General features: G+C 72.1%; 16 protein-coding genes. 11 read left to right on the top strand and 5 right to left on the bottom strand.

Annotated features, from left to right (window positions below; translation table 11 throughout):
• The first annotated feature begins 1 nt into the window (after position 1).
• The 3 genes from ABT294_RS47335 (at position 2) to glnII (ending at position 4,737) form a co-directional block, all read left to right on the top strand.
• Positions 2-2,971, top strand: a complete 2,970-nt coding sequence (locus ABT294_RS47335; protein ID WP_350813100.1) for an AAA family ATPase — start codon at positions 2-4, stop codon at positions 2,969-2,971.
• Positions 2,972-3,126: 155 nt separating this feature from the next.
• The gene (locus ABT294_RS47330) at positions 3,127-3,606 is read left to right on the top strand and encodes a hypothetical protein (protein ID WP_350813099.1); all 480 of its coding nucleotides are present in this window, start codon (positions 3,127-3,129) and stop codon (positions 3,604-3,606) included.
• Positions 3,607-3,717: 111 nt separating this feature from the next.
• On the top strand, positions 3,718-4,737 hold the full coding sequence (gene glnII, locus ABT294_RS47325) for a glutamine synthetase (RefSeq protein ID WP_350813098.1): 1,020 nt from the start codon (positions 3,718-3,720) through the stop codon (positions 4,735-4,737).
• A 73-nt stretch (positions 4,738-4,810) separates the two neighbouring features.
• Here the strand turns inward: glnII and ABT294_RS47320 are convergent, their stop codons facing one another.
• The 4 genes from ABT294_RS47320 to ABT294_RS47305 form a co-directional block, all read right to left on the bottom strand.
• On the bottom strand, positions 4,811-6,103 hold the full coding sequence (locus ABT294_RS47320; protein ID WP_350813097.1) for a CehA/McbA family metallohydrolase: 1,293 nt from the start codon (positions 6,101-6,103) through the stop codon (positions 4,811-4,813).
• A gap of 108 nt (positions 6,104-6,211) precedes the next feature.
• Positions 6,212-7,747: an aldehyde dehydrogenase family protein gene (locus ABT294_RS47315; RefSeq protein WP_350813096.1), complete on the bottom strand. Its 1,536-nt coding sequence runs from the start codon at positions 7,745-7,747 to the stop codon at positions 6,212-6,214.
• 70 nt (positions 7,748-7,817) lie between these two features.
• Entirely contained in the window at positions 7,818-7,940 is a 123-nt protein-coding gene (locus tag ABT294_RS47310) for a hypothetical protein (RefSeq protein WP_350813095.1), read from the bottom strand.
• 21 nt (positions 7,941-7,961) lie between these two features.
• The gene (locus tag ABT294_RS47305) at positions 7,962-8,507 is read right to left on the bottom strand and encodes a cupin domain-containing protein (RefSeq protein WP_350813141.1); all 546 of its coding nucleotides are present in this window, start codon (positions 8,505-8,507) and stop codon (positions 7,962-7,964) included.
• Positions 8,508-8,784: 277 nt separating this feature from the next.
• On the opposite strand from ABT294_RS47305, the gene ABT294_RS47300 reads away from it, so the two are divergent.
• From ABT294_RS47300 to ABT294_RS47280, 5 genes are read left to right on the top strand one after another with little or no spacing between them, the layout of a single operon-like run.
• Complete coding sequence (locus ABT294_RS47300; protein ID WP_350813094.1) at positions 8,785-10,194, top strand: SWIM zinc finger family protein; 1,410 nt, start codon at positions 8,785-8,787, stop codon at positions 10,192-10,194.
• Positions 10,191-11,657 (top strand): DUF5691 domain-containing protein, encoded by a 1,467-nt coding sequence (locus ABT294_RS47295; protein ID WP_350813093.1) that lies wholly within the window; start codon positions 10,191-10,193, stop codon positions 11,655-11,657. The genes ABT294_RS47300 and ABT294_RS47295 overlap by 4 nt, the downstream gene beginning before the upstream one ends.
• Positions 11,654-12,718, top strand: coding sequence for an AAA family ATPase (locus ABT294_RS47290; RefSeq protein WP_350813092.1), 1,065 nt, complete (start codon positions 11,654-11,656; stop codon positions 12,716-12,718). The genes ABT294_RS47295 and ABT294_RS47290 overlap by 4 nt, the downstream gene beginning before the upstream one ends.
• On the top strand, positions 12,715-15,519 hold the full coding sequence (locus tag ABT294_RS47285) for a DUF5682 family protein (protein WP_350813091.1): 2,805 nt from the start codon (positions 12,715-12,717) through the stop codon (positions 15,517-15,519). Before ABT294_RS47290 ends, ABT294_RS47285 begins: the two co-directional genes overlap by 4 nt.
• Positions 15,512-16,696, top strand: a complete 1,185-nt coding sequence (locus tag ABT294_RS47280; protein WP_350813090.1) for a VWA domain-containing protein — start codon at positions 15,512-15,514, stop codon at positions 16,694-16,696. The genes ABT294_RS47285 and ABT294_RS47280 overlap by 8 nt, the downstream gene beginning before the upstream one ends.
• Positions 16,697-16,861: 165 nt before the next feature.
• On the opposite strand, the gene ABT294_RS47275 is transcribed toward ABT294_RS47280, so the two are convergent.
• Positions 16,862-18,307, bottom strand: a complete 1,446-nt coding sequence (locus tag ABT294_RS47275; protein WP_350813089.1) for a DHA2 family efflux MFS transporter permease subunit — start codon at positions 18,305-18,307, stop codon at positions 16,862-16,864.
• A gap of 95 nt (positions 18,308-18,402) precedes the next feature.
• Between ABT294_RS47275 and ABT294_RS47270 the strand changes: the two genes are divergently transcribed.
• The 3 genes from ABT294_RS47270 (at position 18,403) to ABT294_RS47260 (ending at position 21,575) form a co-directional block, all read left to right on the top strand.
• Positions 18,403-19,122: a TetR/AcrR family transcriptional regulator gene (locus ABT294_RS47270; protein WP_350813088.1), complete on the top strand. Its 720-nt coding sequence runs from the start codon at positions 18,403-18,405 to the stop codon at positions 19,120-19,122.
• Between the two features lie 63 nt (positions 19,123-19,185).
• Positions 19,186-20,559 (top strand): MFS transporter, encoded by a 1,374-nt coding sequence (locus ABT294_RS47265; RefSeq protein ID WP_350813087.1) that lies wholly within the window; start codon positions 19,186-19,188, stop codon positions 20,557-20,559.
• 11 nt (positions 20,560-20,570) lie between these two features.
• Positions 20,571-21,575 (top strand): enolase C-terminal domain-like protein, encoded by a 1,005-nt coding sequence (locus ABT294_RS47260; RefSeq protein ID WP_350813086.1) that lies wholly within the window; start codon positions 20,571-20,573, stop codon positions 21,573-21,575.
• Positions 21,576-21,613: the final 38 nt, after the last annotated feature.

Raw genomic sequence — 21,613 nt, 5'->3', positions numbered from 1 at the left:
AGTGACGACCGTCCACCACGAAGGGCTACGCGCCCCCGGCAGCGGCCCCACCGACCCCGACGCCGTGACCAGGAAGAAGATGCGGTTCTGGGATCGGAGCAAGTTCCTCATCGTCCTGGTGCTGGCCTTCCTGGTGCTCACCTGGAAGGTGATGGCCGACTTCGAGGGCGTGGTGCCGTTCGGCGAGGCCATGATGGCCATCGCGCGGGCCCACCAGTGGATCTTCTGGCTGCTCGGCGCGGAGGCGGTGCGGCAGCTCCACTTCCTCGTCAGCGAGCGCTGGTCGGGCTACCACCGGTTCTGGAGCAGGCGCGTCTTCGGCGGGTTCGAGCGCTGGTCGCACCGGCGTTTCGACGACTGGACCAGGTACCGCGTCTCGCGCGCGGTCAAGATCGCCTTCTGGGTCGTGGTGCTCGCGCTCGTGCTGGGCGCGGTGCTGGAGGTCAGCCCGCTGCTGGCGCTGTTCAGGGCGCCCGCGCTGATCTGGCAGGCGATGCCGTTCCTCATCCAGATCGTGTTCCTGTTCTTCGTGGTCATCATCCAGTTCGTCGGCCTGTTCTGGTTCCTGTCCAGGGGCGGCGTCGAGACGTACTTCCCCGACGACATCAAGACCCGCTTCCACGACGTCTGGGGCCAGGACCACGTGGTCGAACGGGTCCGGGAGAACATCGTCTTCCTGGAGCGCCCGGACGAGATCGAGCGGCGCGGCGGGTACGTCCCCAGCGGCCTGCTGCTGTGGGGGCCGCCCGGCACCGGCAAGACGCTCATGGCCGAGGCGGTGGCCGGAGAGACCGGCAAGCCGTACGTCTTCGTCGATCCCGGCGCGTTCACCAACATGTTCATGGGCATCGGCATCCTGAAGGTGAAGACGCTGTTCAGGAAGCTGCGCAAGCTGGCGCTCAGGTACGGCGGAGTGATCGTCTTCTTCGACGAGGCCGACTCGCTCGGCAAGCGTGGCAGGCTCGCCCAGCAGGGCCCGCAGGGGCAGGGCGGCGGCTTCTCCGCGTCCCACCTCTCCGCGTCTCACTTCTCCGGCTGTCACGGTATGAACTACCTGTCGGAGGAGACCCGCGCGGCGCTCGCCTTCCGCGCCGGGCGCGAGGCCGGGGACGAGCAGGGCCGCCGCAACCGCTTCTTCATGGGCGGCGGCATGAACAGCGGCGACCCCGGCACGCTGCAGGCCCTGCTCACCGAGCTGTCGGGGCTGAAGAAGCCGCGCGGTTTCTTCAACCGGCTGGTCAGGCGGCTGCTCGGGATGCGTCCCAAGCCGCCGCCCAGGTTCCGCATCCTGGTCATGATGGCGACCAACCGTCCCGACGCGCTGGACGAGGCGCTCCTGCGGCCCGGCCGCATCGACCGCATCTACAAGGTCGGCTACCCGTCCAAAGCCGGACGGGTGCGCACCTACCAGGGCTACTTCGACAAGGTCGAGCACGAGCTCACCACGGAGCAGATCGACAAGCTCGCCACGATCACCCCGTACGCGACCGGCGCCACGATCAAGGACCTGGTCAACGAGTCGCTGATCACCGCGATCCGCGACGGCCGCGAGATCATCACCTGGTCGGACGTGCTGCGCGCCAAGCGGCTCAAGCAACTCGGCCCGCCCGAGGACGTCGAGTACATCGAGCGCGAGCGGCACGCGGTGGCCGTCCACGAGGCGTGCCACGCGGTGGTGGCGTACGTGACCCGGTTCCACCTGGAGATCGACATCGCCACCATCGAGAAGGGCGCCGACTACCTCGGCATGGTCGCCTCCATCAAGCCGGAGGACCAGTTCACCCGGTGGAAGTCCGAGTACGAGGCCGACATCATGGTCTCCCTGGCCTCGCTGGCGGGGGAGCGGATGTTCTTCGGCCAGGACAACTCCTCCGGCGTCTCCGGCGACCTGCACTCGGCCACGTTCCTGACCGCGCTCATGGAGTCGTACTGGGGGATGGGCTCGGGCGTCACCTCGCTGCCCGCGCTGCAGGAACTGGAGATCCTGGGCGGCAAGGCCATGCCGCGGCGCGCCGGCGGCGGCTCCATCGGCATCACCGACAGGGAGCCGTCCAGGAGGCAGCCCGACCTGGCCCCCGACGTGCTGGGCGAGCGGATCGAGTTCAACCTGGTGCGGCTGCTCGAGAAGACCGAGCGGCTGCTGGAGGAGCACCGCAGGGACGTGCTCTGCCTGGCGCACGCGCTGGAGACGCACAAGACGCTCAACGGCGACGACGTGGTGGCGATCATCGAGCGGTCACCCGGCCCGCTCGTCGACGGCACGATCTACGCCTCCGACGAGCTGTACGAGGACCTGGAGGAGTACCACCGCGACGCCGCCAGGGCGCACAAGGAGCACAGCCGCATCGAGCGCGAGCTGCCGGGCGCGGCCGAGGAGCGCCCCACCGCCCCGGCCTCCGTCGAGCCCGCCCTCCTGGGGGCGCCCGGCCTGCCCCTGCTGACCGCCCCAACGGCCGGACCACCCGCTCTGATCGCGTCCGAGCCGCCTGGGGCGACGGCCCCGGCCGCGGCCGGGCTGCCCGCGGAGGTCGTGACGGTCGGTCGGCCTGGGCGTCCCGAGTTCGTGCCGTGGGCGCCGGAGCCTCCGCCCGTCGCGCCCGCGTACGCGGCGACGCCCGGGACCCCCGTCGCGTCCCCGCAGCGGAGGCCCCGCGTCTGGGTGGTCGTCGCCAGCCTCCTCACGCTGGTGGCCGCGGCGCTCGTCGCCGGGTTCGCGGTCACGGGCGTCTCACCGCCGCCCGGCCTGGCGTCGCCGGGGCTGCTGCTCGTGCTGTTCGTCGTCGTGGTCGCGGTCATCGTCGGCGGCGGGCTGGCGTTCGTCGCCGTCAAGGGGCTGCGTGCCGCGCAGGCCAGGACGGAACGCGAACGCGACCAGGCCCACGCCAGGGCCCAACTCCTGGCCGCGGCGCTGGACCCCGACACCGCCATGCGCCTGCTCGGCTACGACGGCAACGGCAAGGACGGAAGGTAGAGAGGCCGACGGCGGCCCGAGTCCGCGACGGGCGCGTAGGCAGGGCGGCGGCGCGGATCCGCGACGGGCACGTGGGCAGGGCGGCGGCGCGGATCCGCGGCGAGATCCTCCGGAAACGACTTGAACCGGGCGGGGGCGGGCCACGTCGTACGGGTGTGCGCAGACTTGCCGTGATCGTTGCCGCCGCAGCCATGCTGACCGGATGCGGCTCGGAGCCGCCCCACCCCTGCACCCTGATCGGCACTCCCGTCGGCGTCGGGCTGACCGTGGAGGCGCCGCTCGCCGCCAAGGTGAGGTCCGCCACCCTGGAGGTGTGCTGGGACGGCTCCTGCCGGCGCCCCCGGCTGGAGCTCTTCCAGGGGTCGCGGGCGGGCGAGCAGACCTGCTCGGGCGACACGTGCTCGGCCGTCGCCGTGCCCACCGCCGAGAAACAGGGCTTCGCGGACGTCGCGGGCCTGCCCAAGCGCCTGGTCGAGGTCCGGCTCACCCTGCGGGGCGCGCGCGGCGCGTCCCTGCTGGACAGGACGGTGCGGGTCACCCCCAAGGGCCGCTTCCCCAACGGCCCGGAGTGCGGCGAGGGCGGCCCGAACGCGATGCTCACCGTGGACGGCGGCGGAAGCGTGCGGGAGAGCTGATCGCGCACGGGTGGGCTGCGGGATTAACACGGCGTTCACATTCGGGCAAAAACGGGGAAACGGTCGTCCATAAGACTCGGCGTGGCTGTGAAGAATTCGGAAAGGACCGTTGTGAGCTACAAGGCTGAGTACATCTGGATCGACGGAACCGAGCCCACCGCACTGCTGCGCTCGAAGACGAAGATCCTGGCCGACGGGGCCGAGCCCCCCGTCTGGGGCTTCGACGGTTCCAGCACCAACCAGGCCAAGGGCCACTCGTCCGACCGCGTCCTGCGCCCGGTGTTCACCTGCCCCGACCCGATCCGCGGCGGCGCCAACGTGCTCGTCCTGTGCGAGGTCGAGGAGATCGACGGCACGCCGCACGAGAGCAACACCCGCGCCCTGCTCCGCCCCATCGCCGAGCAGTTCGCCGGCCAGGACTCCTGGTTCGGCATCGAGCAGGAGTACACCTTCTTCAAGGGCAGCCGCCCGCTCGGCTTCCCCGAGGGCGGCTTCCCCGCCCCGCAGGGCCCCTACTACTGCGGTGTCGGCGCCGACGCCATCTTCGGCCGCGAGATCGTCGAGCTGCACCTCGACCGCTGCCTCGCCGCCGGCCTGGAGATCTCCGGCATCAACGCCGAGGTCATGCCCGGCCAGTGGGAGTTCCAGATCGGCCCGGCCGGCCCGCTCGACGTGTCGGACCACATGTGGATCGCCCGCTGGCTGCTCTACCGCACCGCCGAGGAGTTCGGCGTGGAGGCCACGCTCGACGCCAAGCCCGCCCGCGGCGACTGGAACGGCGCCGGCGCGCACACCAACTTCTCCACCAAGGCCATGCGCGAGAGCTACGACGCGATCATCACGGCCTGTGAGGCGCTCGGCGAGGGCGACAAGCCGACCGAGCACATCACGCAGTACGGCGCGGGCATCGAGAGCCGCCTGACCGGCGCCCACGAGACCGCCCCCTGGAACAGGTACAGCTACGGCGTCTCCGACCGCGGCGCCTCGGTCCGCATCCCGTGGCAGGTCGAGGTCGACAAGAAGGGCTACATCGAGGACCGCCGCCCGAACGCCAACGTCGACCCGTACGTGGTCACCCGCCTGCTGGTGAACACCTGCTGCGCCGCCCTGGAGAAGGCCGGCCAGGTCTGACCGAAGGCGTCTGACCGGAGGCGCGCAAGCCGTATGAGGGAACGCGGGCACCCCCGATGGGGCCCGCGTTCCCTCATGCCAGCCGTGACTCGTAGACCCTGCGGGCCTCCGCCACGACCGCCAGGTAGCCCGCGCCGACCCGGTCCCTGATCAGGTCCTCCAGCAGTTCCAGCCAGCGCAGGCAGAACGTCACGTCCTCCTCCCTGGCCACCCGGCGGTTCTCGACGTCCAGGTAGACCGGGCTGGTGTGCGCCCGCACCTGGCCGCCGCCCTCCGCCACCGCCACCACGTAGGTCGGCCAGATGACCGTCAGCTCCGCCGCCACCTCGCCGGGCGGCCCCGACGTCAGCTCGCCGTCGGCTGTCAGCAACCGGACGGTCTCCACACCGGGGCCGATCACCCGGCCCGTGACGCGCAGCCGGGCTCCGGGCGTGAGGCTCAGTGTGGAGCCGGGGCCGTGGCCGTCGGCTGACAGCTCCAGGAACGGCCCGGTGGTGGCGAACGTGCGGCCAAGGCGCACCGCCGCCGCGTAGGACTCCGCGGTGAGCGGGCCGGCGACGTGCGCGTACGTGCGCTCGCGGCCGATCGGCCCGAGCCGGTGCGCGGCGCCCGCGACGGCGGCGATCCGGTTGCCCGCGCCGATCAGCCGCCGGTAGGCGCGCGCCGAGCCGATCGCCGAGGAGAAGCTGTCGACCTGGCCGAGCGCCGCGTCGACCACCGACAGCCGCGCGTCGAACCCCGGGTCGCCGAGGCCCACGAGCTGCTCGGGCGTCTCGACCGGGCCGCGGAAGGCGTTCGCGTAGCCGATGAGCGCGCCCCGCTCACGCAGCTTGGTCAGGGAGTCGCCGGGGTCGTCGATGCCGAGCGTGTGGTGCGCGAGGTCCACCCTGGCCACGTGGGTGCCGTCGGACCAGGGCAGGTCGCGGCCCGTCCAGCAGTCCATCGGGTCGCCGTCGCAGGGCAGCAGGTTGACCACGTGCAGGTCCTCGCCGTGCTGTGAGTCGGCCACCCACTGCGACGGGCGGTTCAGGCGGACGTGCAGGTCGCCGCCGTACCAGCCGCGCGCCGCCGCGTCGTAGATGCGCCGCGGAGCCAGCTCGACGAGCGTCTCGCCGTCGCCGGGCACCAGCGTCGTCTCGGCCCGGTCGTACTCCATGCCCCGCGCGGCCCTGACCGTCAGCCGTTCCGGCGGGACCTCGATCACCAGGTCGTCGCCGTGGAAGTAGGGCAGTCCGTCGAGGTCGCGCGCCGGTGAGACGCCTTTGGGGTACCAGCCGCGGCGGTCGGCGGACCAGACGCTCCACCGGCAGGGAAAGCCCGCCCGCAGGCGAATCGTCCGGCTCGTTGGTGTCGCATCGTTACGCATCGGCTTCTCCCCGTAATCGAAGGCGCCGATATCGTGGCACGACCTGCACTCCGCCGGAAGACCCATGAATCCCGGCGGAGTGGCTTTCTTACCTCCAGGTGGAAGGTTCTAGAGCCGGAAGCCCATATCCGGGGTGATGTCGGCGACGTCCATCTGGGCCTTCTGGAGGCGGCCCGAGTGGTCCCAGTTCATCGCCTGCCAGCGGGTGAACTGATCGAGCACCCACATGCCCGACTGGCGGCTGCCGTTGCCCGACTTGCCGTTGCCGCCGAAGGGCAGGTGCGCCTCGGCGCCCGACGTGGAGTTGTTGACGCTGACCATGCCGGCCGAGATGCCCTCGCGGAAGCGGAAGGCGTGCCGGGGGTCGGTCGTGTAGATCGAGCTCGACAGGCCGTAGCCGGGCAGGTTGGCCAGCTCGATCGCCTCGTCGAGGCTCTGGAAGGTCGTCACGCCGACGATCGGGCCGAACGTCTCCTCCAGGAACAGCCGGTCGGTCGGCCGCACCCCGTCGACCACCACCGGGTGGTAGTACAGCCCCTCGTCGCCGGTGAAGTCGTGGCGAGGGCTGTCCTTGGAGATTCTGCCAATATTTCCGGACACGACGGTGTGGTGGGGCTGGATCCAGGCCAGGTACTCCTCGTACCGATCGGCGAACTTCTGGTCCAGCAGCGGCCCGGCTAGCACGTCGCCTTCAGGGTCGCCGATCTTAGCCTCTCTGACGGCCTGCGCGAACCGCTCGACGAACCGGTCGTGGACGCTCTCGTGCACGATCACCGTGCCCAGGCTGGTGCAGCGCTGCCCGGCCGTCCCGAAACCGGAGAACAGCGCGCCCTCGACAGCGAGGTCGAGATCGGCGTCCGGCATGATCACCATCGGGTTCTTGCCGCCCAGCTCCAGGCAGGCGGACTGCAGGTGCCGCCCGGTCAGCTCGCCGACCTTCCGCCCGACCTCGCTGGACCCGGTGAAGCCGACCTTCTGCACCGTGCCCTCGCCCAGCGCCAGCTCCAGCCCGCGGAACGTCTCGGCCCCGTCGGCGAAGACCACGTTCAGCACGCCGTCGGGCAGGCCCGCCGCGACGAACAGCTGGAACATCGCGTGCGCGCTGGCGGCGGCGTACTCGGCGGGCTTCCACACCACGGCGTTCCCGCACAACAACGCCGGGACGAGGTACCACGACGGCACCGCGACCGGGAAGTTCCCGGCGGTGATCACCGCCGCGACCCCGATCGGGTTCCGGAACGTGAACAGGTTCTTGTCCGGCATCTCGGACGGGACGGTCTGCCCGTACAGCCGCCGCCCCTCGCCCAGGAAGAAGTCGCACGTGTCGACGATCTCCCGCACCTCGCCCAGAGCCTCGGCGTACGGCTTGCCGATCTCCTCGGTGACGAGGTGGGCCAGCCGCTCGGCGTTCGCCTCGACCAGCCGCCCGATGGACGCGATCACCCGCCCCCGCACCGGCGCCGGCACCCTGGCCCACTCCCGCTGCGCCTCCTTCGCGGTGCGGCAGGCGGCGGCGAAGGTGTCGGCGTCGGCCAGCCCGACCTGGGCCACCACGTCGCCGGTGCGGGCGGGGTTGGTGGATGCGTAGGTGACGGTGCCGGTGGCGTCCTTGCCACCGACGATGGAGACGATCTTTCGGCTCACCGAGGCCCTCCTCATAGTTCCTCCCGACAGACAATCACCTCGCCCCAGAATCTCAAACCGAGCACGCGGCCTAGAAGAGCGTGATTTTTGCTGTTTGTGGAGCAAGTGTGCGTTGTGGGCCTTTTGGTGAGCCTTCAGGCTTCGTGAGGCGATGGAAGGCTGCCAGTGGAGCGAGATCGACGTCCTCGGTCACGCCGCGCAGGGTGCGGGCCTGCTATCCCTGGTCGGCCGTGAAGTCGGCGAAGTCGAAACCCGGCGAGACCACGCAGCTCACCAGCACCGCCTCGTCCGCCGCCGGGCGGGCCGACTGCCAGGCCCCGCCAGGGACGACGGCCTGCGGCACGTGCCCCTCCTCCACCAGCGGCCCGAGGACGACCGTCGCGTCGCCGATGGTCAGCGCCAGCGGGCCGCCCCGGTGCCAGAACCAGACCTCGTCGGACCGGACCATGTGCGGCACCGACTCCTCGCCGGGTTGGAGCAGGAAGTAGATGCCGGTGGCGCTGGCGCGGGGGCCGGGATAGGAGTCGGGAGTGAAGGAGACGGGGGAGCGCCAGGTCTCACGGAACCAGCCGCCCTCGGGGTGGGGGAGAAGATCCAGCTCCCTGGCGATGGGCGGGCGCTCGACGAAGGCGACGGGCGCGCCGGTGACGTCACGGCGGAGGAATCGGGTGCCGTCGAGGACGAGCTGCCCGTCCAGGTCGCTGGCCAGCGCCTCACTCTCGCCGGCCACCTCGATCGACGGCCCATCCGGGTAGATCATCAGCTTCACCAGCCGATTGTAGGTCACCCGACGACGCCTCCGCTCTGAACACCAGTGGCAGGAGGTGAGCTGCTGGTTGACGTCGGCGCGGCGGGCGATCCCCGCCGTGCGGGCACCCGCGTAGCCCCTGGCGCCGAACTCGGCCACGGCGCGCGAGGTCGGTCCAGGCGCGCATCGGCGCTGGTCGACTGCCGCTTTCGCCGCTGGTGCCGGTGAGCTGTGATCGTGCTTCGCGGTGGGCCGGGAAATGTCGGTCGGGCTGGCTAATGTGCGGCGAGTGATCGAACGGTGGAGCCGTGATCAGGTGCTCGCCCTTGCCCCCGACGCGTCGTCCCAGAAGGCGGCGCAAGGCGTGGCGGCGCCTGGCACGTGGTCGTTGCGCGGTGTGACAGACAGCGTGCTCTTCGGGGAGTGCCGGGGCAGCGGCGCGAAGCCGTACCAGGCGAGCGTCGACCTGACGGAGCCCGCGTACCGGTGCAGTTGCCCGAGCCGGAAGTTCCCCTGCAAGCACGCGCTGGGGCTGCTGCTGTTGTGGTCGGCCGACGGGGTCCCGGTCACGGACGTGGTGCCGCCGTGGGTGTCCGAGTGGCTGGCCCAGCGTGCCGACCGCGCCGCCAAGGCGTCCGCGAAGATCGAGGCGGCCCGTGCCAGGGCAGAGGCGGCGCACACTCCTGGCGAGGGAGCCGGTTCGGCTGGGGAAGGTGCTGCCTCCGCAGGTCGAGGTGCTGGTTCGGGTGAGGCGGGTGTCGGTCCGGCCGGTGCCGGTTCCGTCAGGGAGGGCGCTTCGGGCGGGGCAGATGGTGGGCGGGCGGAGTCGGTGCGGGAGAGGCGGGTCGCGGCGGGGCTGGGCGAGCTGGAGCGCTGGCTGGCCGACCAGGTCCGCCAGGGGCTCGCCGCGGCCGGCGACAGCGACTGGGACGAGCTGGCCAAACGCCTCGTCGACGCCCAGGCTCCCGGCGTCGCCGGAATGGTCGCCCGCCTGTCGCACGTCCGCAGGCAGGACGACTGGCCTGAGCGCCTGCTGGAGGAGTACGCCCTGATCAACCTCCTCGCCATGGCCTACAGACGCCGTGCCGAGCTTCCGCCGGAGCTCGCGCAGACCGTCATGACGCGTACCGGCTTTCCCGTCACGCGCGAGGAGGTGCTGGCGAGTCCGGCGGTGCGTGACGAGTGGCACGTCCTGGGCAGGCGCGACGAGGAGCAGGGGCGGCTGACGTCCCGGAAGGTCTGGCTGCGCGGCCGGAAGACGGGCAGAGCGGCTCTGGTCCTGTCGTTCGCCCCGCAAGGTCAGCCTCTCGACGCCTCCCTGGTCACGGGCACGACGGTCGACGCCGACCTCGCCTTCTACCCCGGCGCCGCTCCCTTGCGCGCCCTGGTGGCCGCCCGCCACTCCCAACCGGTCCGCGGTGGCCGGCCGTCGGGAGTGTCCCCGGAGGAGGCCCTGGACGAGGTGGCCACCGCCCTCTCGGAAGACCCGTGGACCGACTCGTGGCCGCTCGTCCTGCGCGAGGTCGTCCCCGGCGGTGCCGAACTGGGCGGCCTCCCGCTGCATCCGGCCGGGCGCGACCTGTGGCGGCTGATCGCCGTCTCCGGCGGCCATCCCGTGACGGTCGCCGCCGAGTGGACTCCTTCCGGCCTGCGCCCGCTCACCACGTGGGACGACGAAGAAACGGCGGTGATCCTGTGAGCTGGGAGGACCTCGCGTCCACGGCGCTGGTCGGCACCGACCGCCGCCCGTACCAGGGAGCGTTGCTGGAGAGCGCGGCCGTGGAGGTGGTCCGCCGTCGCGCGGGCCAGCGCCTTCTGGCGAACGCCCACGCCTCCACGCAGGAGACGGTTCCGCAGGCCACGGCCGAGGGCCGGCGCGCGGTCCCTGACGCGGTCGGGAATGAGCGCGTGGCCGTTCCACGGATGGTGGCCGGAGAGGAGCGGCACGTGCCCGTCCCAGGAGCGGTCGCCGCCGAGGAGGAGCGGGAGGCCGTGTCGCGGAGGGCGGCCGAGCGGCTGGTCAGGATTCTGGGCGGCGAGTACGACCGGCTGCTGCCCGAGTGGCTGGCCGCCGCCGCGGCGTCCGGGCGGCGGGTGCCCGCGTACGTGCTGCCGGACCTGCTCGACCGGGGCAGCCGTGACCGGTCGATCAGGGCTCACCTGGGAGTCCTGGCGGGGCAGCGCGGGAGGTGGCTGGCCGGGCGCAACCCGTCCTGGCCCTACCTGCTGGAAGAGCCGACCGGCGAGACGTGGGAGCTGGGCGGCGCCGCCGACAGGCGCGCCCACCTGCGGCGGCTCAGGGCCGCCGACCCGGCGCGCGCGAGGGAGCTGCTCGAGAGCACCTGGGCGCGCGAGACGCCCGACGACCGCACGGAGTTCATCGAGCTGCTGACCGACGGCCTGTCCATGGACGACGAGCCGTTCCTGGAGGCGGCCCTCGACGACCGCAGGCGAGAGGTACGCCAGGAGGCCGCGAACCTGCTCACCCGCCTGCCCGGGTCGCGCCTGGCGCGGCGCATGGCGGAACGCGCCCGCGCCTGCCTGACGATCGCCGGCGACACGATCGTCGTCGAACCGCCCAGGGAATGCGACAGGGCGATGGAGCGCGACGGCGTCCGGCCGAAGCCGCCGCGCGGCATCGGGGAGCGGGCCTGGTGGTTGCAGCAGGTCGTCGCCCGTGCCCCGTTGACGACGTGGGGGCAGGCCCCCGCGAAACTGCTCGCGAGGAAGATCCCCGACTGGGACTCCGAGGTCCGCACTGCCTGGGTGCGCGCGGCCGTCCTGCAACGCGACCCGGAGTGGGCGCGGGCGATGTTCGCCTGGGATCCGATCGCCGACCTCCTCGGCGCCCTGGGGCCGAACGAACAGCAGGAGCTAGCCGCCAACTTCGTGAAAAATCATGACCTGGACAGCCAGTTGATCATGGTGCTCGGCGGCGTCTCCCCGCACTGGCGCGAGGGCCTGGCCACAGCCGTGCTGCGCAAGATCCTCAAGGTGGCGAGCACCCAGCCGTGGAACCTCGGCGAGCTGGTCAAGCTCGCCGGCGAGCGCATCGACCCCGCGCTCTGCGACCTGGCGGAACGCTACTCGCCCGAGCAACCCATCCAGCAGGTCGCCGCCCTGCTGCGGTTCCGTGCCGACATGACCAAGGAGCTTGTATGACCGTCCTGCGCCCCCACGCGGAAGCCCAGTACGCGGAGGAGCTGGCCCTGCTCGCCAAGGACGACGACCGTCCCAGGCCGCCCGGCTGGAAGCTGTCGCCGTGGGCGGTGACCACGTACATCCTGGGCGACGGCGACCGCATCACCCCCAAGTACGTCGGCGCCCGCCGCATCGTCGAGGTCGCCGTCGCCACGCTGGCCACCGACCGCGCGCTGCTGCTGCTCGGCGTGCCCGGCACGGCCAAGACCTGGCTGTCGGAGCACCTGGCCGCCGCGATCAGCGGCGACTCGACGCTGCTCGTGCAGGGCACGGCCGGAACCGCGGAAGAAGCCATCCGGTACGGCTGGAACTACGCGAGGCTGCTGGCCGAGGGCCCCTCGGTCGAGGCGCTGACCCCTTCGCCCGTGATGCGAGCCATGTCCGAAGGCCGGATCGCCCGGGTCGAGGAGCTCACCCGCATGCCGTCCGACGTCCAGGACGCCCTGATCACCGTGCTGTCGGAGAAGACGCTGCCGATCCCCGAGCTGAACCGCGAGGTTCAGGCGGAGCGCGGCTTCAACGTCATCGCCACCGCCAACGACCGCGACAGGGGCGTCAACGAGCTGTCGAGCGCGCTGCGCCGCCGCTTCAACACCGTCGTGCTGCCCGTCCCCGCCACCGCCGAGGAGGAGGTGGACATCGTCTCGCGCCGCGTCGCCCAGCTCGGACGGTCGCTGGAGCTGCCCGAGACTGCCACGGGCCTGGCCGAGATCCGCCGCGTGGTGACGGTCTTCCGCGAGCTGCGCACGGGCGTGACCGAGGACGGCCGCACCAAGGTCAAGTCGCCGAGCGGCACCCTCTCGACGGCCGAGGCGATCTCGGTGCTCACCAGCGGGATCGCGCTCGCCGCGCACTTCGGCGACGGGGTGCTGCGGCCGTCCGACGTGGCGGCCGGGATCGTCGGCGCGGTCGTGCAGGAGCCGGTGTCGGACCGGGTGGTGTGGCGCGAGTACCTGGAGACCGTCGTGCGCGAGCGCCGCGACTGGAGCGACTTCTACCGCGCCTGCCGTGAGGTGTCATGAGCGTCTCCATCCTCGGAGTACGGCACCACGGCCCCGGGTCGGCCCGGGCCGTGCGGCGGGAGCTCGAACGTCTCCGGCCGGACGCGATCCTCGTCGAGGGGCCGCCGGAGGCCGACGCGCTCGTCTCCCTCGCCCCCGATCTGGAGCCGCCGGTGGCGCTGCTCGCGCACGTCCCGGGTCGGCCGTCCCGTGCGGCTTTCTGGCCGTTCGCGGAGTTCTCTCCCGAGTGGCAGGCCGTCACGTACGCGACGGCGTCGGGTGTTCCGCTGCGCTTCTGCGACCTGCCCGCGTCCCACACGCTGGCCGCCGGTGACGACGGCGACGACGAGGGCGGTCGCGACCGGGATGTTTCCGGCCTTCGGCTCGATCCCATCGCGACGCTCGCCCGCGCCGCCGGCTACGACGACCCCGAGCGCTGGTGGGAGGACGTCGTCGAGCACCGTGGCGACACCCCGTTCGACGTGATCGCCGAGGCCGTCACCGCCGTGCGGGAGGGTCACGAGCCCGACGAGCGCGAGGCCAGGCGCGAGGCGCACATGCGCCGCACCCTCCGCGCCGCCGTCAAGCAGGGCTTCGAACGGATCGCGGTGGTGTGCGGCGCATGGCACGTCCCCGCGCTGACCGAGCCGCTGCCCCCGGCGAGGGCCGACGACGCGATCCTGCGCGGGCTGCCCAAGGTGAAGGCCGAGCTGACCTGGGTGCCGTGGACGTACGGGCGGCTGGCCTGGTGGAGCGGCTACGGCGCCGGCATCAGCTCGCCGGGCTGGTACCACCACCTGTTCACCGTCCCCGACCGGCCGGTCGAGCGGTGGCTGGCCGGCGCCGCGGCGGTGCTCCGCGACGAGGGGCTGGCGGTGTCGTCGGCGCACGTCATCGAGGCGGTCCGCCTCGCGCACGGCCTCGCCACCCTACGCGGCAGACCGCTCGCCGGGCTGGACGAGGTCACGGAGGCGGCCAGGGCCGTGCTGTGCGAGGGCGACGACCTGGCGGTCGAGCTGATCCAGCGCCGCCTGGTGGTCGGCGACCGGCTCGGCCGCGTCACCGACGGCACCCCCATGGTGCCGCTCCAACGCGACCTCCGCGACCAGCAGCGGCGGTTGCGGCTCAAGCCCGAGGCGCTGGAACGCACCCTCGACCTCGACCTGCGCAAGCCGCTCGACCTGCAACGCAGCCATCTGCTGCACCGGCTGCGGCTGCTGGGCGTCGGGTGGGGGGCGCAGGGGCGGTCACGGGGCACGGGCACGTTCAGGGAGACGTGGACACTGTCGTGGCAGCCGGAGTACGACCTCACGCTCATCGAGGCGGCGGCCCTCGGGATGACGGTCGCGACGGCGGCCACCCAACGCGCCCGCGACCTCGCCACGGCCACCGACTCCCCACCCGGCCCGGCGTCCCCGTCCGGCCCTACAGCTCCGCCCACGGTTCTCACGGCTCCGCCGGCCACTCCTTCGGTTTCGCCGGGTGTGCCGTCGGTGCCGCCTGCCGGTCCTTCGGCGTCACCTGGCGGGCCCTCGGTGCCGCCCGCTGTGCCTTCGGGGGGTCGGGGCGGTTCGGCGGGTGGGGGCGGGGAGGGGGGCGTCTCACTGGCCGAACTGACCGGGCTGGTCGAGCAGTGCCTGCTCGCCGACCTCCCGGACGCGCTGCCCGAGGTGCTCGCGGCCCTGTCGGCCAGGGCCGCGCTCGACACCGACGTCACTCACCTGATGACGGCGCTGCCCGCGATGGTTCGCGCCCATCGCTACGGTGACGTGCGCGGCACCTCGGCGGACGGGCTCGCGGTCATCGTGCACTCGATGCTGGACCGCATCCGCGTCGGCCTTCCGGTCGCGGTCACCGGCCTCGACGATGCAGCCGCAGCGGCTCTCCTGACCAATATCGACGCGGTGCACGCCGCCGTCGCTCTTCTCGACGAGACCCCGCCTCTTTCCGCGGACGCTACCGCTGAGGAGGCTTCCCCCTTCACCACCAGCGACGCTGCCGATGGCCAGGAGGCCGCGCCGCCGGAACCAGGGGTCGGGCCGTCGGTGCTGTCAGAACCGGAGGCGGGCCCGGCAGCGCTGGAGGCGGGCCCGGCGGTGCCGGAGGTGGGTCCGGCGGTGCCGGAGGCGGGTCCGATGGTGCCGGAGGCGGGTCCGGCGGTGTTGGAGGCGGGGCTGCCGGCCCCGGAGGCAGGGGCGGTGGAAGCGGACGTCGCTCCGGTCGGTCGTTCTGGCGAGGTGCGCGCTGCCGGCCCTGGTGCTCTCGCCGGGGAGGGGGCTTCGGCCGGAGGCGGCGGGGGTGGTCTGGTTGGGGCGGGGGCCGGGGGTGGTCCTTCTGATGAGACCGTCAGGGTTGCGCCTCGGGCGCGGTGGCTGGGGACGTTGCGGGGGATCTGCGATCGCGGTGATCTGCACGGAGTCATCGAGGGACGGTTGACGCGGATCCTGCTCGACGCCGGGGAGCTCGACGACGCCGAGCAGCGGATGTCGCGGGCCGTATCCCGGGGGCAGCCGCCTGCGCGGGCCGCCGCCTGGGTCGAGGGATTCCTGGCCGGCGGCGGGTTGTTACTGGTGCACGATCCCCGGCTGCTGCGGCTGGTCGACGGCTGGTTGAGCGGGCTCGGCGGTGACCAGTTCATCGACGTGCTGCCCCTGCTGCGCCGTACCTTCGCCGGGTTCGCCGCGCCGGAGCGCAGGGCGATCGGTGAGCGCGTCCGTGCGGCGGGGCGGCGGGAGGACGCGGGCGAGCGGGACCTCGACGAACGCCGCGCCGACGCTGCTGCGCGGACCGTGCTGGCGATCCTGGGGAGGGCACATGGATGAGCGGATGCGCAGGTGGCGGCTGGTGCTGGGCGGCGGCGACGCCGACGGCACCGGGTTCGGGCTGCAGGGCGCCGACGCCAAGATGGACGGGGCGCTGGCCGCGCTGTACGACGGGCAGGGCGGCCGTGGTGATGGGCGCGACGGGCGGGGTGACGGGCAGGGCAGCCGGGCGGGCGGGCTGGGGGCGTCGGCGCCGCGAGTGGCGCGGTGGCTCGGCGACGTCCGGACGTACTTTCCGTCCACGGTCGTGCAGGTGATGCAGAAGGACGCGATCGAGCGGCTGAACCTGACCCGGCTGCTGCTGGAGCCGGAGATGCTCGAGGCCGTGGAGCCCGACGTGCATCTCGTCGGGACCCTGCTCGCGCTCAACCGGGTCATGCCCGAGCAGGCGCGCGAGTCCGCCAGGGCGGTGGTGCGCGCGGTGGTGGAGGAGCTGGAACGCAGGCTGGCGCAGAAGACCAGGGCCGCTGTCACCGGCGCGCTCGACCGCTCGGCCAGGACGCACCGCCCCAAGCGGGTGGCGGACATCGACTGGAACCGGACCATCCGGGCGAACCTCAAGAACTATCTGCCGGAGCGGAACACGGTCGTCCCGTCGCGGCTGGTGGGGTACGCGCGCAGGCAGCGGGCGGTTCAGCGCGAGGTCGTGCTCTGCGTCGACCAGAGCGGGTCGATGGCGGCGTCGGTGGTGTACTCCAGCGTGTTCGGCGCGGTGCTGGCCTCGATGCGGTCGCTGCGGACGTCCATCGTGGTGTTCGACACGGCGGTGGTCGACCTGACCGACCAGCTCCACGACCCGGTGGAGCTGCTGTTCGGCACGCAACTGGGCGGCGGCACCGACATCAACAGGGCCATCGCCTACTGCCAGGGGCTCATCACCCGGCCGTCCGACTCCATCTTCGTGCTGATCAGCGACCTGTACGAGGGTGGGGTCAGGCAGGAGATGCTGCGCAGGGTGGCGGCGATGACCCAGGCGGGGATCCAGGTGATCGTGCTGCTGGCGCTGTCCGACGAGGGCGCGCCGTTCTACGACCACGAGAACGCCGCCGCGCTGGCGGCGATGGGCGTCCCCGCGTTCGCGTGCACACCTGACGCCTTCCCTGACCTGATGGCGGCGGCGATCGAGCGCCGTGACATCACGCAGTGGGCCGAACGGCACGTCGGCGCACGCTCCTGACCGCACGGAGCGAGCTCGCCGTACACCTTCCGACAACGGGCGGGCGTGGCGAGCGACCGCTGTGCGGCCCTGGTCCGAGAGAGGGCGAGAGTGGGGGAAGTGCTCCGTTGACGTCAAGAGGGCGCGGGCTCCCTGGTGGGAAGGCCCGCGCCCGCGTCCGGCGGGTCAGTGGCCCGCTTGGCCGGGACGGGCCTCGCCGGGAAGCAGGAACGACAGGGCGAAGGTGAGGGCCAGCAGCCCGACCTCGACCCAGACGGTGACCTGCATCGCCGAGCCGAAGCTCCACTGGTCCTTGAGCAGGTTGAAGAAGAGCGTCCCCAGGACGGCGGTGCCGAGCGCGCCGCCGAGCTGCTGGATCGCGGTGAGCGTGCCGGAGGCGGAGCCCGACTCGTGCGGCTCGACCCCGGCGAGCACGATGTCGAAGAACGGCGCCATCGTCAGGCCCATGCCCATGCCGACCAGGGCGAGGCCGGGGGCGAGCTGCCAGGGGCTGACGTCCAGGCCGGCGAGGTGGACGGTCAGGCCGAGGACGACCGCGCCGGCGGCCATGACGGCGGTGCCGATCTGGAGGAGGCCGCGTCCGAGCTTCTCTTGCAGGCCGGACAGGGCCAGGCCGAAGCCGATGACCCCGCCGAGGGCCTGGGGCAGGCCGGTCAGGCCGGCCTTGAGCGGGCTGTAGCCGAGCCCGACCTGGGTGTAGAGGGTGAAGACGAGGCTCAGGCCCATCAGGCCGGAGAAGAACGCCAGCCCGGCGACGAGCCCGCCGGTGAAGGAGCGCTTGCGGAACAGCCCGGGCGTGACCAGCGGGTCCTTGCCGGAGCGGGCGCGGCGCGACTCGTAGACGGCGAACAGCGCGAACATCACGACGGAGGCGGCCATCGAGAGGAACGTCCAGACGGGCCAGCCGAGCTCGCGGCCCTGGATGAGCGGGTAGATGAGCAGGAAGGCGGCGCTCGACACGAGGACGACGCCGAGCAGGTCGAGCCGGGTGGCGTCGGAGAGCCGGTACTCGGGCAGGAACCGCATCCCGGCGAGCGCGGCGGCGAGCCCGACCGGCAGGTTGATCAGGAAGATCATGCGCCAGCCGGTGCCCCACAGGTCGGCGTCGACCAGCCAGCCGGCGAGGATCGGGCCGCCCACGGACGAGATCGTCATCACCGGCCCGAACATGGCGAACGCCTTGCCGATCTCCTCGGGCGGGAACATCTCCTTGATCAGGCCGAGCCCCTGCGGCAGCATCACGGCTCCGAACAGGCCTTGCAGGACCCGCCCGCCGATCAGCATCTCTGGGTTGGCCGCGACGCCGCAGATCAGGGACATCGCGGTGAAGCCGAGGGCGCCGACGACGAACATCCGCTTGCGGCCGAACAGGTCGCCCAGCCTGCCACCGGTGATCAGGCCAACGGCCATGGCCAGCGTGTAGCCGGCGCCTAACCACTGCACCAGGCTGGACATGCCGCCGAGCTCCTTCTGGATCGTGGGGGCGGCGATGGTGGTGACGAGCGCGTCGAGCAGGTCCATGACCTCGGCGGCCAGGATGATGAACAGGGCGGCCCAACGCCAGCGGTATCCCTGGCGTTCGGAGCTCGCCAGGGGAGTGGTGACGGTCATCAGGAACTCCTAACAGTGTTCTTAATTACGAACGGCGTTCGTTACGAACACCGTTTTAGTAGCGAACGATGTTCGTGTCAAGTACAGTGTTCGACATGGGAAGCAACGCAGAGGTGCCCACCCCGCCGTGGCGCAGGTCGCGTAAGCCGGTCAAGCGACAGCTCAGCCAGGACCTCATCGTCGAGACCGGGCTGCACGTCCTCGACGCCGAGGGTTTCGACGCGCTGAGCATGAGGCGCGTCGCCCAGGAGCTCGACACCGGCCCCGCCTCGCTCTACGCGCACGTGGCCAACAAGGAAGAACTGCTGGAGCTGATCTACGACCGGGTGCTGGGCGAGATCAAGCTGCCGGAGCGAGACCCGTCCCGCTGGAGGGAGCAGCTCCGCGAGTACGCGCTGGAGGCCCATCGGGTGCTGTGCGGCCACGCGGACGTGGCCAGGGCGGCGCTGGCCACGATCCCCACCGGGCCGAACGCGTTGCGCGTCGGCGAGTTCCTCCTCGGGCTGCTCATCGAGGCCGGCATGTCGCCCAGGAACGCCGCGCTCGTCCTGGACCGGCTCACCCTCTACATCTCCGGCGACGCCTTCGAGGGCTCGCTGCACTGGACGAGGATGCGCGCCTCCGGGCAGTCCGACCCGAGGGAGTACATAGAGTCCTTCATCGGGCAGATCGCCGACTACTACGGCTCGCTGCCGCCGGCGCAGTTCCCGTTCATGACCAGGCACGTCGACGCCTTGGTCGACGCCGACGGCGAGGAGCGCTTCCGGTTCGGCCTCGACCTGCTCCTGGGCGGCATCGACCCCCTCATGCCTTAGGGCGAAGGGCCTAGGCCCACCGCCCGATGTGCTGACCAGGGGCTTCGCCGTACGTTGCCGGGTATGACAACTACTGTTGAAGCCCCTCCAGCCAGCGTGGTCTCACCCAGCTACCGAGCGCTCAGCGTGGGGCTGGTCGCGCTGGTCATGCTGGTGGCGTTCGAGGCGATGGCGGTCGCGACGGCGATGCCCGTGGTCGCCCGTGAACTCGGCGGCATGCACCTGTACAACCTGGCCTTCAGCGCCACGCTCGCCGCCAGCGTGATCGCCACCGTGCTCGGCGGGCGGTGGAGCGACGTGCAGGGCCCGCTCGCGCCGATCTCCGTCGGCATCGCCGGCTTCGTCGCCGGGCTGCTCGTCGCCGGGTTCGCCGCCAACATGGAGATCTTCGTCGCCGGCCGCTTCCTCCAGGGCCTCGGCGCGGGCCTCGTCCAGGTCGCGCTGTACGTGCTGGTCGCCCGCGCGTACCCGGCGGCCATGCATCCCCGGGTGTTCGCGCTGTTCTCCGCCGCCTGGGTGGTGCCGTCCATGGTGGGGCCGGCCATCGCCGGGTTCGTCGTGCAGAACTTCGACTGGCGGTGGATCTTCCTGGGCGTGTCCCTGATCGTCGTCCCCGCCGCGCTGCTGCTCTGGCGCGGCACGTCCGGACGTGACCTCGACGGCGGCAACGCCGAGCCCGCGCCCGGCCTGGGCCGCAAGCTGGTGTGGGCCACGCTCACCGCGGTCGCCGCCGCGCTCATCCAGTACGGCAGCGCGCTCAAGCTCGGCGGGATCCCGCTGCTCGCGGCCGGGCTCGTGCTGCTGGCCGTGGCGCTGCCCAAGCTGCTGCCCGCCGGCGCGCTCAGGGCAGCCCGCGGGCTCCCGTCCGCGCCCGTGCTGCGCGGCCTGGCCTACGGCGCGCTGATGGCGGCCGAGGTCCTCATCCCGCTCATGCTGATCAGCGAGCGCGGCCTGACGCCCACCGGCGCCGGCATCGTCCTGACGGTCGGCGCGCTCGGCTGGTCCACCGGCTCATGGATCAAGGGACGCGGCGCGATCTCCCACCTGACCGCCATGCGCGGCGGCGCCTTCATGATCGCCGCCGGCATCGCGCTGATCTCGCTCGTGCTCATCGACTCCGTGCCCCTCGCCGTGGCGTACGTGGCCATGGCCATCTCCGGCCTCGGCATCGGCGCGCTGCACCCGACGGTCTCCATCCTGGTGCTGGAGCTGTCCAAGCAGGGGGAGGAGGGGCAGAACACGGCCGCCGTCGGCGTCGGCGAGTCGGTGTTCACCGTCGTCGCCGTCGCGATCGCCGGCGCCCTCTTCACGGCCACCGGCGAGACCTATTTCGTGGGGCTGGCCTTCACCTTCGTCCTCGCCATCCTGGCGGCGTTCGTGGCACCGCGTTTTGCCCAGATGGCCAAGGCGGGCACACTGGAAGGAACCGCGTCATAAGAGGGGGGTACATGCCGCGAGTGCGGGAGCTTGAGGTTTTCCGGCTCGTCCTGCCGTTCGGCAGGCGATCGGAGAGCCTGCTCGTGAAGCTCACTGACCAGGGCGGCATGACGGGCTGGGGCGAAGCCCTGTCGCCCGACCCGAAGACCTGGTCCAGGCTGGAGGAGTCGCTCGGCGCGCTGCTCATCGGCACCGACTGGGAGCATCCCGACGCCGTCCACAGCGGCGACCCGGCCGTCGACATGGCCTGCTGGGACCTGTGGACCCGGATGCGCGGCGTCCCCCTCGCCGAGGCGATCGGCGGCACCCGCACCTCGGTGATGGCCAGCGTCCGGCTCAGCCCCGACCCGTCGCTGGAGAGCCTGGTGGTGCGGGTCAACCAGCTGGTCTGCGCGGGCTACGGGCACGTCACGCTGGACATCCGTCCCGGCTGGGACGTCGAGCCCGTCCGGGCCGTGCGGCAGGCGTACCCGGCGCTCACGCTGGCGGTCGACTGCGGCGGCGCCTACTCCGAGGACGGCCAGCTCATCGCGCTCGACTCCTACGGCATCGAGGTCATCGAACGCCCCTTCCCGGTGGGCGACGTCTACGCGCACGCCACCCTGCAGGACCAGGTGGCGGCGTCGGTGGCGGTGGAGGTCCGCACCACGGCCGAGCTCGACGACTACCTGACGCTGCGGGCGGCACGCGTCCTCCTGCTCCGGCCGTCCGCCTTCCCGTCGCTCTCCGAGGTCCGCCGGGCCCACGACCGGGCCGCCGCCGCGGGCTGGGACATCCAGTGCACGGGCGGCCAGGGCGCCGGCCTCGCCAGGGCGGCGACGGTCGCGGTGGCCAGCCTGCCGGGATGCACGCTTCCGTGCGACGTCACGCAGCCGCCGCGCAACAACCAGATCGTCACCCCGATCGTGGGGGCGAACGCCGGGGTCATCGCGGTGCCACTCACCCAGCCGGGCCTCGGCCACACCATCGACGAGCCCCGCGTCCGCCGCCTGGCGAAGGACTCCTTCCGCGCGTGATGCCAGCGTGATCCGGCCTTCGTACCGTTATCCCGAAA

Origin of the sequence: Nonomuraea sp. NPDC000554, from assembly GCF_040300065.1 — a bacterium.
Taxonomy (GTDB): domain Bacteria; phylum Actinomycetota; class Actinomycetes; order Streptosporangiales; family Streptosporangiaceae; genus Nonomuraea.
This window is presented reverse-complemented; position numbering and strand designations above follow the sequence as displayed.

Coding starts and splice junctions, on each gene's coding strand:
- ABT294_RS47265 (WP_350813087.1), top strand. CDS start 19,186: ATGACAACTACTGTTGAAGCCCCTCCAGCCAGCGTGGTCTCACCCAGC.
- ABT294_RS47320 (WP_350813097.1), bottom strand. CDS start 6,103: ATGCGTAACGATGCGACACCAACGAGCCGGACGATTCGCCTGCGGGCG.
- ABT294_RS47260 (WP_350813086.1), top strand. CDS start 20,571: ATGCCGCGAGTGCGGGAGCTTGAGGTTTTCCGGCTCGTCCTGCCGTTC.
- ABT294_RS47285 (WP_350813091.1), top strand. CDS start 12,715: ATGAGCGTCTCCATCCTCGGAGTACGGCACCACGGCCCCGGGTCGGCC.
- ABT294_RS47290 (WP_350813092.1), top strand. CDS start 11,654: ATGACCGTCCTGCGCCCCCACGCGGAAGCCCAGTACGCGGAGGAGCTG.
- ABT294_RS47280 (WP_350813090.1), top strand. CDS start 15,512: ATGGATGAGCGGATGCGCAGGTGGCGGCTGGTGCTGGGCGGCGGCGAC.
- ABT294_RS47305 (WP_350813141.1), bottom strand. CDS start 8,507: ATGATCTACCCGGATGGGCCGTCGATCGAGGTGGCCGGCGAGAGTGAG.
- ABT294_RS47270 (WP_350813088.1), top strand. CDS start 18,403: ATGGGAAGCAACGCAGAGGTGCCCACCCCGCCGTGGCGCAGGTCGCGT.
- ABT294_RS47275 (WP_350813089.1), bottom strand. CDS start 18,307: ATGACCGTCACCACTCCCCTGGCGAGCTCCGAACGCCAGGGATACCGC.